Here is a 12,171-nt window from a genome sequence, read left to right as displayed (position 1 = left end):
TTATAGAACGAAAAATTATCAACTTTAAATCAAGAAAATATGAAACATTTACTTCCCGAACTTCCTTATCAACTGGAAGCGTTGGCTCCGAAAATGAGCAAAGAGACACTGGAATATCATTACGGAAAACATTTGCAAACGTACATAGACAACCTGAACAAACTGATTGCCGGCACGCCTTACGAAGAAAAAACGCTGGAGCAAATCTTGCTGGAAGCGGAAGGACCGATGTTTAACAATGCAGCCCAGACCTGGAACCATACGTTCTTCTTTGATACACTGACTCCTCAGCAGCCGGAAATACCTCAACCTTTAGCAGATGCGTTGACTCGCGATTTCGGTTCGGTAGAAACTTTCAAAGAGAAGTTTACACAGGCAGCAACCACGCTGTTCGGTTCAGGATGGACCTGGCTAGTGAGTGACAAGGACGGACATTTGTCCATCGTCAGCGAATCGAACGCCGGAAATCCGCTCAAGAAGGGACTGAAACCGTTACTGGTTATCGACGTGTGGGAGCATGCGTACTACATTGACTACCGCAACCGCCGGGCGGCTTTCATCGAAGCATTCTGGACACTGGTGGACTGGCAGAAAGTAGCTGCCCGTCTCTAAAATATAAATCGGGGCCTCGGCAAATGAGCGGAGGTCCCGATTGTTTTATCTGTTTTTACACACACTGAAAAATTATTCGGTCTTAATGTGGTTCACCGGATTTTCACGAACGGCTCCCCAACTGATGAGACACACGGAGCCTAAAGAAACCAAGGCTACCAACAGAAAGGCGATGCCAAACACGCCCCACATCGCCATGGGTGAATAGTGCAGGATACCGTCTATCTGCTGTACACCGAACCATGCCAAAGGAACGGCCAGCAGCATGCCTGCCAGCAAAGACAGCAGGGAGAAACGAAGCAGTCGTACCCGTTCCATACCTGCACTGGAACCAAAAACCTTTCGGATGGCCATGTCGCGCTTGCGCTGGCTGATGAAATAAATGCTCATGGCGGTCAGTCCCAACAGGGAAATCAACAGGGCCGCACACGTGAAGGCCACAATAGTAGTACGCATGTGCAACAAATCTTTGTAGACTTCCTTGATTTCATCGGCATACCATTTAGATTCAAAGGAAATACCCTCCACCACTTCCGAAAACAAGGCATCAAGTTCTCTCTTATATGCTGCCTGATCGCCTTCAATGGTTTCTACCAGTACGTTCCAGGGCCTTACTTTGTCCGGATGCTCTACTGAAATCATGGTGGGTGACTGCGGAAGGAGAATGGAACCGAATTTGATGTCGGCATACCGTCCGCCTACAGCATACTGGCGGCCATATTCATTCCGTAATTCTGCCGTACGCGCGTAATCCAGCTGCAAAGAATCGAACGTACTTTCGGAAAAATACATGTTCCCCCATTTCCGTGGAAGTTTCCTATCGTCGAACACCTGGATGTGAAAGATGTCCAAAAAGGCCGAATCAGTACGGAATACCTGAAAACTGACATTTTGAGGTATCCCGTTGTTGTCGTAAAGCTGGGTGGTATTGTTGTTTCCCCGATTTACAGGCGTACCGGCAGTCAAGCAGACATTCTTTACAAAGGGCTTCTTACGGGCTTCGTCACGAAAAAGACGTATCTTTTCGGAGGAACCGACTGTCATGGCAGGATAGTCGAGCACATGACCGTACGTATAACCCAACGGTTCACGCAGAATCCGGTAGATTTGTGCGGACAGATAGAGGGTGCAAGTCAGCATGGCTACGGTGAGTCCGCTCTGTACCACATACAGTGCCCGAAGGTACACCGCCTTGGTTTTCCGACGGAAAGTGCCTTTCACCACATCTAATGGATGGTAGTGAGAAAGCAGAACGGCAGGTACCAGTCCGGCCAGCAAGGAAAGCAGAATAATTCCTATCAGATAGATAAGCAAAGTGATGGCGTTTAAGTCGCCCCAGATGTCCAGCCGTGTTTGCAGCAGGTTACAAGCCGTCGGTTCCACCGCCTTAGCCAACAGCAAAGCCAGCAGAAAAGCTCCTGTGGTAAACAAGGCCGACTCTCCCAACAAGCGCCAGAAGATGCTCCGTGCGGAAGAGCCCAACAACCGGCGGGTAGCCATTTCCTTGGCACGGTAGCTTACTTGTGCCACGCACATGCTGACGTAATTAAATACGGCCATCAGCAGAATCAGGATACCTGCTACCAGGAATATCCAGACTTTCACCGGATTGTACTGACGGAACTGAGGACTCAATACTTCGGAGAAACACACGTCTTTCAACGGCATCCAGAATGCCTCGCGGAACAAGTCATGCTGATATCCCCAGGAAAAGGTTTTGAGAAAGGACAACATATCGGCAGCTTTCCGCCCGGGATTGACACCCTGAGGAAAACGGACCAATATCGCCGTGCCTCCCATGTTGTTCATATCCGGATTGCGCATGCTGCTTCCCCAGTTGACAAAATCCACATAATCGAACGGTACAATAGCTTCTACCTCATCGGGGATAACAGAGTTATCAAAGTCTTTTATGATGCCTGTCACTGTGTACATCTCCTTCTTGTCTGCAGACAAACGAAGCATCTTGCCTTCCGCAGGTTCATCCCCAAACAGTTTACGGGCAGCCGATTCGGTCAGCACGATGCTGTGTTCATCGACCAGTGCCTGTTCCGGATTTCCCGACAACAGCGAATAACCAAAGAAACGGAGGAAATTATCTTTCACACAATATATTTCGAGGCTGGTTTTCCGGTTATCTACCACCGCATAGCTGCCCGAGTTATAGGCTTCAGCATTCACGGCACACCAGTCGGCCATTTCCGGATAACGGCTGGCCAGCCGTTCACCCACCAGGTAATTGCTGGCAATGTATTCCTCGTTCGACAGCACATAAATATGCTCAATGTCTTTTATATCGCTACCCACAGTGAGCTGCCGCACGACCATGTTGGCAATGAGCAGCACGAACATCAGGGAAATGCCCAGTCCCGCCACGTTGACTAACGTAAACAGTTTGTTGCGGTGAAGATAGGTAAAATAAGTTTTCAGTCCTTTCATCGTATTTTATGGTTTAATGTGCTATTCCGTCTTGATACTCCGTACGGGGTTTTCATTGGCATTCTTCCAGCACTGGAACGTCACCGTCAGCACCGTAATGAGACTGACCAGCAGGAAGGAGGCCACAAATACCCAGGCACGGATAGGCGTCTTGTCGGAGAAGCTTTCCAGCCAGTCATGCCCTATCCACCAGCCGAAGGGAGCTGCCAGTACGAAGCAGACCACCAGCATGACGAAATAACGCTTGGTAAACATATAGAGAATCTCACTAGTGGAACTTCCCATGATTTTCCGGATACCAATCTCCTTCCGGCGGTATTCGCTTTCAAATAAGGTCAGTCCGAACACACCAATCATGCTGAGGACAATGGCTATCAGGGAGAACAACAGAATCTGACGGGTGAAACGCAGTTCCCGACGATAGTTCTGGTCAATCACCTCATCCATGAAACGGAATCTGAAATCACGGCCCGGTGCCATCTTTTCTGTTGCCTCAGCCAAGCGGTGAAGCATGTCCACTTTGTCTACTCCCGCAGCCACCCGGATGTTCAAGATATTGTTGGCATCCCAATTTGCATAATCTTTTCCGTAAATAAAGAAAGCCATCGGCTCTACGGCATCGTTGTTGCGGAAACTACTGAAACGAATATTCTCACAGAATCCGACCACAGGATAATCACCAGGAGTAGCGGGTTCGTCCACCTTCATCCAGGGATATTTCTTCCGGGCTGCTTCGTTGAAAATATACACATCTCCGTCGCCCGGTTTAAAGTTCCTCCCCTCAGTAATCTTGATGCCAAGCACAGATAAGTAGCGGTAATCTACCGGAAAACAAACCAACTGTATGTGATGTTCTCCTTCTCCTCTTCCCCACGACATGTAATTATCGGCTGAACTTAAAACGAACTGGGAAATCGAAATACCTTCTATACCCGAAAGTCCGGACAATTCACTGACAACCGCTTCCCTACGATCGAGATATTCATAAGGAATCGTTCCCACCAGTACGACCTCCTTGTCATAGCCATAGTCGCTGTGCTGAATGTAACGGCTCTGCAGGTACATGATGCCTACCGCAATAATCAGCATGAAAGAGACAAAGAACTGGAAACAAACCAGAAACGTACGCAGCATCTTTCCTTTCGGGGAAAGACCGAACGAGCCTTTCAGTACCAGTGCCGGTGGAAAAGAGGTGACGTAGTAAGAAGGATAGGCTCCGGCCAGCAAGCCCATGCACACGGCCATTCCGCCCAAAGCTATCAGCAAGTTCGGATGATTCATCAAAGAGAGGTCGGATGCCACCAGGGTATTTAAAGAACTATCTTGCAACAGATAGAGCCAAAGCAATGACAGCAGGAAGCCACACACACAAACCAATACGGATTCCAACAACAGATACATCCGTAAAGAGAGTGTGGAAGCACCCAACACTTTCTGGGTGTTAATGGAACGCAACCGCATGGGAGTTTCTGCCAGCGAGAAGTTCATGTAGTTGACTGCTGCCGTCAGCAAAATCAGTACCGATACACACAGCAGCAGGTAAACGGCCGCCTTACTGGTAGCCGCCTTGTTGCCTACCGTAGAATAGTGCACTTCGTCCAGCGGTGTAAAATGAATGAAATTCTCCCAGTCTTCCTCTCCCTCTCCGCTAATCAGGTCTTTTGGAATCATCCGCTTGCAGGCTTCTATCACCGACTGCCGGACATCGGCCAATGAAGCCGGATTGTCAAGCCGGATATACAAGGCATAATTCCAGTTTGTCCACGAATCTTTGTTCAGGTTCGGGGAGTAGGAAGAAAAGACACAATTCCCTAACTGAGAGTTTTCCGGCATGTCCTGATAAACCCCTCCTATCACCAACGGCTGGTTACGGGATTTGCGGTCTACATAAATTGTCTTACCAATGGCATCTGTAGTACCGAAAAAACGGAGAGCCATGGATGCAGAAATCAGGGCATGATTGGGTTCATTAAGCGAAGCAGTCGTTCCACATACCATAGTAGGCTGAAATACCTCCAGGTAATCACCAAATCCCGTAAACCAAGGTTCAGAGTAAATGTGTTCGTCTACTTCAAAATCATTCTTATTGTTTGACAATGAAGTAACTGAAATGGCCTGTATGTGTGGAGAAGAAGCTCCCACTAGCTCACAGAAAGGACGAGCCAGCCAGATTTGCCAGCCGTAATCTCCGCCTGCATCCACTTCTACCCGGTAAATACGATCGTGTGCCGGATAGGCTTTGTTGTAGTTATAGTCGTAGTCCACCTGTGTCAGGATGACGAAGCAGGCGGCAAACGCAATACTCAATCCTAACAGATTCAATACACTGGCCGTAAAGAAACGCCGGAAGGTATGCGAGAAATTTCTAAGAAGTGTGTTCATGAGTGGTAAGTGTTTTTATACTGCAATTACGAAATTTATTCACCGACTTTCAACCTCCGGGTAGAAACGCTACCGATTCCGTCTTTGGAGATTTGAGCCGATTTAGCTTTTCCACTTAAAGTGAGACTACCGACACCTTCTATGCTGGCATCCAGGTGTTCGCAATCTACGGCCAGTTCACCGCTTCCTACACCTTCCAGACTGACTTGTACATTCCGGGCGTGCAAGTCGGTCACGTGCAGACTGCCCACGCCTTCCACATCAAACTTCACATCCTTCAGGTTCAGGCGGGACTTGCAATTGAATGATCCGACACCTTCAAAAGCTACTTTCTGCAAATCGGGCGCACTGATGTAAATAGAGAGTCCGTTCACGTTCCGGGTAGTTTTCTTTCCTTTCTCAGCCCACGCAATCAGCAATACTCCGTCTTTCACCGTACACTTTGTCTGGTCTACCCCTTTCTTTTCTCCCTCTACACGAAGAGAATAGGTATCCGACTGAGTGAAATACACACTGGCTACACTCTCCACTTCAATGGAATGGAAAGGATTCACACTGCGGGTTTCACTTACTTTTTCTTCGTTACCACTTCTTGCACTGGCACAGTTTACACACATCAAACCCATTACCAAACCTGCCAATATACGTACTATCTTTTTCATCACAATTTATTTTTTAGTTTAACACCAATACTTCATTGTCTTTGTAACTCTCATAACCGGAAACGATGACACGTTCGCCTTTTTCCAATCCTTCCAGCACCTCATAATACTGCGGATTCTGACGTCCGATACGGATTTTACGGCGATAGGCTTTCTTTCCTTCCTTATCGACCACGAAAATCCAGTTGCCTCCGGTCACCTGGAAGAAGGTACCCTTCGGAATCAATACGCTTTCGGTAGGCTCACCCAACTGCAAATCGATGTAGTAGGTCTGTCCGCTACGGATATTTTCCGGACGGTTGCCCTGAAAGATGAAGTCCGTACGGAAACGTCCTTCACGTACTTCTGGATACACCTTGCGCACCTTTAAGTCAAACGAAGAGCCCTGACGTTCAAAAGTAGCAGGCAGTCCGCTGGTCACACGGTCAATGTAGTGCTCGTCAATCATGGCCTCGATTTTGAAGTCCGACAAGTCATTAATCTGCCCTACCATCTGCCCGGCATTGATATTCTGTCCTAACTCCGCATCCAGCAATCCTAATTCTCCGTCAATGGTAGCCCGCACTTCCAGTTTATCCTTCCGTTCGCGAATCAGCAAGACATTCTTTCGCATGTTCTGCAAGTTATCTTCCATCTGATCCATCTGAATGTTACGGTAAATGGAATCCTGCACCAGACGTTCTGTAATCAGTTTATGCTTCTTCTGGGCCACTTCATAATCTTCCTTGGCCTGAAGATATTCTTCGCGGCTGATAAGACGTTCCTTGTACAGACGCTGATATTGCTGGAACGTACGCTGTTTGCGGCGCGTATCAATGTCAAGCTGTACTTTCTCGGTTTCGTTGTTCAACTTGTCCTGTTGCATGGTGACCTGTGTATTACGGAGCAGGTTCTGCTTTTCGGCCAATTCAGACTCTGCATTCAGAATCTGCAAATCCAGGTTGGAGTTGCTGAGACGGAGAATCACGTCGCCTTTCTTCACGTGAGCTCCTTCTTCCACCACCTTTTCCTGCACGATACCTCCCTCTTCGGGACTGAGTTGTACCACGGAAATAGGCTGCACCTGCCCGTTCACACGGATATAGTCATTGAACTTTCCATAAGTCACGTCAGCAATGTTCAGTGACTTACCATCGACTTTCAATGTAGAAGCATGATTGCCGAAAATAATCCAGCCCAACAGCAGAAGAATAACGGCTCCTCCCCCAATATAAGGAAGATGTTTCTTCTGGATTCCTTTTTTCTTTTCTAACTGTATATCCATAATATCGTCTTTTTTCAATTTCTATTTATTTGTCTGTGTCATCAAACCCGCGAATAATTTCTTCTCCCTTGTAATAGTCTACCAGACGGCATTTCATCAGGTAGGTCAGCTTACTTTGCAGTAGTAAAGTTTCGCTTTCAAGCAAGGTGGCTGCATTGTTTTGTACATCGAGTGAGGTCATCAGGCCTTCTTCGTACTTGCGCCGGGTGACATGATAGGCCAGCGAGTCGGAACTGACTTTCTTTTCCATCTGTATGCTCTCCTTCAGATAGCCTTCCCGGTCCTGTACAGCCTGAAGCACCAATTTCTGCAATTCCTCTTTCTGCGATTCATATTGTTCACAAGCAATGCGGTAATTGTTTTTTGCCTGCCGCATGCTGGTTACTCCTGAAAGCCGGTTGAATATAGGAATACTCATACTGATACCCACGTAGGAACCGAAGTTATTATTGAACTGGGTACGGAAATCAGGATAAGCCGTAGAATGAAGTTCCTTATAATAGGAACTGGAAATTCCACCGAACAACGTGATGGACGGTACCACATTGGCCCATGAAATTTTACGGCGCATATCGGCTACTTTCGCATTCAGTGCAGCCTGCTGGAGGGTAGGATTGACATTCAGTGCGATACGGAACACATCGTCCGCACGCTCCTGAGTCAACTGAATATATTGAAGTGTTTGTGTATCGAGTACGGCAGTATCCAACTGTAAAGTATCTTCTGCCGGAAAATTCATTTTCTGTTTCAATGTCAGCAAAGCTGTTTCATACAAGTTCTTCTGGCGGGTGAGGTTATAACTGTCCGTAGCCTGCTGGGCTTCCATTTGGGCCACATCTGACAAGCCTTTCAACCCTAATTCCTCCTGACGGCGCGTTTTGTATAGCAGCGAATCGCTTTCCTGTAATTTCTTGCGGGCCAGTCGCAAAGTGCCGTAGCAATATAGGGCATCAATATAAGCCTGAAAAGTCTCCAACGCTGTATTGTCTTTGGCTTCCTGCCAGGCGGCTTTTCCCATCAGCCAGGCAGCCTTTGCCCGACGCACCTCATTCACCAGTCCCCCACCACGGAAAATAGGCATGGAAGCTTCCATGGAATAACCGTTGTTGAAAGTAGACAAGGTATTGTAGGTATTGGTTTCCGGATCGACCGAACGACCGAAATTATATTGTATGCTGGTACCTGCACTTACCCCAGGCAAGAAACTGCCGATAGCCTTCATGCGATCCAACCTTGCATTGTCTGCTTCAAGTTCCCGCTGCCGGACGGTACGGTTGTGCTGTACGGCGTAGTCCATACAGCGGTCTACATCCCATACATCTTGTGCCGCAGCTTCCAGCCCCATCCAACCGGAAAAGAAGCAAATCATCATGCGTAATAGATTCTTTTTATTCATATTGTTTTCTTTTATCCGCAAAAGAGCATTCAAATACCGTGCCAAAGTTTTATTTAATTCATTTTCAATAAGATAGAATATTACATAGAATCTCAAGTGTCTAATTTTTTGACAATGAGTGTCTAATTTTTTGTCACTGTACATATTTTTTAGACATTTTTGAGGGGTATGCCTTGAAAATTCCTATTTTTGTCGCAAAATCTCAATCACAGATGGCAAAACAAGGAACTTTACTCGTTGTAGATGACAACCGCAACATACTTACTTCTCTGCAATATCTTCTGGAAGAATATTTCCAGCAAGTAATCACCCTGAATTCTCCCATAACCATTCCTTCTCTGCTACAGCGGGAAGTGATTGATGTGGTGCTGCTGGACATGAACTTTTCTTCCGGCATCAACAGCGGAAATGAAGGACTTTACTGGTTGCGCGAAATCAAACGGCTGCGTCCGCAGATTCAAGTGGTATTGTTCACTGCCTATGCCGACATCAACTTAGCGGTAACAGGGCTGAAGGATGGAGCGACCGACTTCATTGTAAAGCCTTGGGACAATGCCAAGCTGGTACAGACTCTGCAAGAAGCCTATGCCAAAGCCTGTGGAAACGAAAAGAAAGGAAAACAGGCCTCACAACCGACGGAAAAATCGAGTATGTACTGGGGAAATTCCTCCGTCATCCGTCCGCTACGATTGTTGGTTGAGAAGGTCAGCACGACCGATGCCAATATCCTGATTACCGGAGAAAACGGTACGGGAAAAGATATGCTGGCACGAGAAATTCACCGGCTGTCTCCCCGCCGCAACAGTCCGATGGTGGCCGTCGATATGGGAGCCATTACCGAATCACTGTTTGAAAGCGAATTATTCGGTCATGTAAAAGGTTCGTTTACCGATGCCCACACTGACCGGGTAGGACGTTTTGAAGCAGCCGATGGCGGAACCTTGTTTCTCGATGAGATTGCCAACCTGCCCTATCATCTGCAAGCCAAACTGTTGACGGTGATTCAGAAGCGTTATTTTATCAAGGTGGGAAGCAATACTCCCCAGCCGACCAATATCCGGCTGATTTGTGCCACGAACCGCAACCTAGATGAAATGGTACACAATGGAGAGTTTCGTGAAGATCTGCTGTATCGCATTAACACCATCCACTTGCACATTCCAGCTCTCCGGGAACGGAAAGAAGACATCCTTCCTCTGGCACAGCGTTTCTTAGAACAATATAATCAGCAATACCTGCGCACGCTGACCGGATTCAGTGCCGATGCAGAACAGCGTCTGCTGAATTATCCCTGGTATGGAAATATCCGTGAGCTACAGCATACCATTGAAAAGGCAGTTATCCTTTCAGAAGGAAATCTGTTGAAAGCCGAAAACCTGCAACTGACAGAAGTTTCGGGACAGGATGCTCCAAGCATACACGAAGAGAATAAAGAAGACACTCCGCTGCAAACCTTGGACGAGATGGAGAAAAATCTCGTCAAGAAAGCCATCGAACAATGCGATGGTAATTTGTCACAGGCAGCGGCACAATTGGGCATTACGCGGCAGACACTTTACAACAAGATGAAACGTCATGGCATCTAAATGGTTATCTTCTCCGCTGGCACGGCTCGCCTTCCTCACAGGAGGTACCGTACTGCTGACGCTCGGTATCAGCCGGGATGAGAACGAATGGCTCTGGATAGGAGGTTTTCTGATTGCCTTAGCCATCTATCTGTTTTATTCCAGCCAGAAACAGTTGCGCGAAAAAAGCTGGCTGATGCTGGAAGCCATCCGCAACAGGGACTACTCTTTCCGCCTTCCTACACATGGCTTCATCGGAGGAGAACGTATTCTGCAAAATGCACTCAACGAGTTCGGGGCCATGATGGGCGAACAAAAACAATTGATGGAACAACGGGAACGGTTTTATGAACAGGTTCTCTCAGGTATCAGTTCCGGCATTATCGTACTGAATGAACAAAACAAAATCATACAGACCAATCCAGCGGCCACAAGACTATTAGGACTTCCGGCGCTCGGTACCCTGCAGCAACTGGAGCGTTATGGAAATGATATTCCTGAATTACTCTGCTCGCTTCCTGCCGGGGAACGATGCAACCTGCAATACGCTACTTCTAAAGGTGAAATCCAACTGCTAGTGCGTGCCTCCATCATGGAACTAGGAGGCAATACAGTAAAGATTCTTACCCTGAATGATATTCGTAACGAAATGGACACAAAGGAGCTCGAATCATGGATAAAACTAACCAGGGTACTGACACACGAAATCATGAACTCCATCGCTCCGATTTCCTCTCTAAGCGAAACCTTCTTGCTACGAAAAGACGTAATAGACAGTCCGATTTACGAAGGTATACGTGCCATTCATGAAACATCTACCGGACTTATTTCTTTTGTAGACAGTTACCGGAAGTTTTCTGCGCTTCAAAAACCTTCTCCAGAGCCGTTCTACCTGAAAGAGCTCCTCCTTCAGGTAAAAAGTATTCATTTAATCCCCTCGCATATTCAATTGACTCTCCAGATTGAACCGGACGACCTGATGCTGTATGCCGACCCCAACCTGATTCGTCAGGTACTTATCAATCTTCTCAAAAATGCCACACAAGCTATTGGAGAAAGTAAAGGAAAAATCCATATACGAGCCTATTCCACTAAAGAAGAACATATTTTAGTCTATGTCAGCAACGACGGTCCTGCCATCCCCGAAAAGGAAGCAGAAGAAATCTTTGTGCCGTTCTTCACCACTAAAAAAGAAGGAAGCGGAATCGGACTGTCTCTTTCCCGACAGATTATGAAACTTTCCAACGGCAGTATCAGTCTGCTGAAAGCAGAAACCAACGGATGGAATACCACTTTCGTGCTAGAATTCTTTTAAACGCAAAGAAGCCCTGAATTACATTCATTCAAGGCTTCTCTAAATAAATTGAATCATAACAACTAACGGTATGTTAAACCATTGCCAAGTCGGAAGAATCCGACTCACGTTTCCTCAAAAGCATTTTCAGTCCTTCCAATAAGTTCCGACATCCATCATTCATCTCCTCATTGCCATTCCTGTAACCAAAATCCACATCACATGAAGGCATGTCGGCTTTAGATTTATGCTTACAGATATCTGCAAACAAATGAATTTTGTGCCAGCTACGATAATCCATAAAGCGAGTCAGCAAATCTTTCTGCCACGGCTCCATTACTACTACGAAGTCAGCTTCATCGCGTAAAGCTTCGTTCATGCTCCGTTCCAACTTTCTCCCTCCCGGAGAACCAAATTCTGTCATCTCAGCTGTTACTACCTCCACATCGGTCATGTCAGCTTCGGTGAGTTTCTTCTTAAAAAGAGACTCCATAGAGAACAGCTTTCCGACACGTTCCAGACCGACTAATAGCACTTTCATAAAATCAAATTTTAAA

9 protein-coding genes are annotated in these 12,171 nt (G+C 46.9%); 3 read left to right on the top strand and 6 right to left on the bottom strand.

What is annotated here, in order from left to right; translation table 11 throughout:
- Positions 1–39 precede the first annotated feature (39 nt).
- Entirely contained in the window at positions 40–612 is a 573-nt protein-coding gene (locus ACMJ0U_RS03765; RefSeq protein ID WP_117673694.1) for a superoxide dismutase, read from the top strand.
- Positions 613–684: 72 nt separating this feature from the next.
- On the opposite strand, the gene ACMJ0U_RS03760 is transcribed toward ACMJ0U_RS03765, so the two are convergent.
- Genes ACMJ0U_RS03760 through ACMJ0U_RS03740 form a run of 5 tightly spaced genes read right to left on the bottom strand, consistent with a single transcriptional unit; the run spans position 685 to position 8,755 of the window.
- Entirely contained in the window at positions 685–3,051 is a 2,367-nt protein-coding gene (locus tag ACMJ0U_RS03760) for an ABC transporter permease (protein WP_417128275.1), read from the bottom strand.
- Positions 3,052–3,072: 21 nt separating this feature from the next.
- The gene (locus tag ACMJ0U_RS03755; RefSeq protein WP_417128273.1) at positions 3,073–5,433 is read right to left on the bottom strand and encodes an ABC transporter permease; all 2,361 of its coding nucleotides are present in this window, start codon (positions 5,431–5,433) and stop codon (positions 3,073–3,075) included.
- 35 nt (positions 5,434–5,468) lie between these two features.
- Complete coding sequence (locus ACMJ0U_RS03750) at positions 5,469–6,095, bottom strand: GIN domain-containing protein (protein ID WP_417128271.1); 627 nt, start codon at positions 6,093–6,095, stop codon at positions 5,469–5,471.
- 13 nt (positions 6,096–6,108) lie between these two features.
- Positions 6,109–7,359, bottom strand: coding sequence for an efflux RND transporter periplasmic adaptor subunit (locus tag ACMJ0U_RS03745; protein ID WP_417128270.1), 1,251 nt, complete (start codon positions 7,357–7,359; stop codon positions 6,109–6,111).
- 25 nt (positions 7,360–7,384) lie between these two features.
- Complete coding sequence (locus ACMJ0U_RS03740) at positions 7,385–8,755, bottom strand: TolC family protein (RefSeq protein ID WP_417128269.1); 1,371 nt, start codon at positions 8,753–8,755, stop codon at positions 7,385–7,387.
- Positions 8,756–8,967: 212 nt separating this feature from the next.
- On the opposite strand from ACMJ0U_RS03740, the gene ACMJ0U_RS03735 reads away from it, so the two are divergent.
- Together ACMJ0U_RS03735 and ACMJ0U_RS03730 are read left to right on the top strand one after the other, a co-directional pair.
- Entirely contained in the window at positions 8,968–10,341 is a 1,374-nt protein-coding gene (locus ACMJ0U_RS03735; RefSeq protein WP_417128268.1) for a sigma-54-dependent transcriptional regulator, read from the top strand.
- On the top strand, positions 10,331–11,635 hold the full coding sequence (locus tag ACMJ0U_RS03730) for a sensor histidine kinase (protein ID WP_417128266.1): 1,305 nt from the start codon (positions 10,331–10,333) through the stop codon (positions 11,633–11,635). Before ACMJ0U_RS03735 ends, ACMJ0U_RS03730 begins: the two co-directional genes overlap by 11 nt.
- A gap of 73 nt (positions 11,636–11,708) precedes the next feature.
- Here ACMJ0U_RS03730 and ACMJ0U_RS03725 read toward each other — a convergent pair whose 3' ends face one another.
- Positions 11,709–12,155 carry a hypothetical protein gene (locus ACMJ0U_RS03725; RefSeq protein WP_417128265.1) on the bottom strand — a complete coding sequence of 149 codons (447 nt, stop codon included), beginning with the start codon at positions 12,153–12,155 and terminating at the stop codon, positions 11,709–11,711.
- Positions 12,156–12,171 lie beyond the last annotated feature (16 nt).

Origin of the sequence: Phocaeicola sp., from assembly GCF_048170425.1 — a bacterium.
Classification (GTDB): Bacteria; Bacteroidota; Bacteroidia; order Bacteroidales; family Bacteroidaceae; genus Phocaeicola.
The sequence above is the reverse complement of the archived record's forward strand: the minus strand, read 5'-3'. Positions and strand labels throughout refer to the sequence as shown.

Coding starts and splice junctions, on each gene's coding strand:
- ACMJ0U_RS03765 (WP_117673694.1), top strand. CDS start 40: ATGAAACATTTACTTCCCGAACTTCCTTATCAACTGGAAGCGTTGGCT.
- ACMJ0U_RS03760 (WP_417128275.1), bottom strand. CDS start 3,051: ATGAAAGGACTGAAAACTTATTTTACCTATCTTCACCGCAACAAACTG.
- ACMJ0U_RS03755 (WP_417128273.1), bottom strand. CDS start 5,433: ATGAACACACTTCTTAGAAATTTCTCGCATACCTTCCGGCGTTTCTTT.
- ACMJ0U_RS03750 (WP_417128271.1), bottom strand. CDS start 6,095: ATGAAAAAGATAGTACGTATATTGGCAGGTTTGGTAATGGGTTTGATG.
- ACMJ0U_RS03745 (WP_417128270.1), bottom strand. CDS start 7,359: ATGGATATACAGTTAGAAAAGAAAAAAGGAATCCAGAAGAAACATCTT.
- ACMJ0U_RS03740 (WP_417128269.1), bottom strand. CDS start 8,755: ATGAATAAAAAGAATCTATTACGCATGATGATTTGCTTCTTTTCCGGT.
- ACMJ0U_RS03735 (WP_417128268.1), top strand. CDS start 8,968: ATGGCAAAACAAGGAACTTTACTCGTTGTAGATGACAACCGCAACATA.
- ACMJ0U_RS03730 (WP_417128266.1), top strand. CDS start 10,331: ATGGCATCTAAATGGTTATCTTCTCCGCTGGCACGGCTCGCCTTCCTC.
- ACMJ0U_RS03725 (WP_417128265.1), bottom strand. CDS start 12,155: ATGAAAGTGCTATTAGTCGGTCTGGAACGTGTCGGAAAGCTGTTCTCT.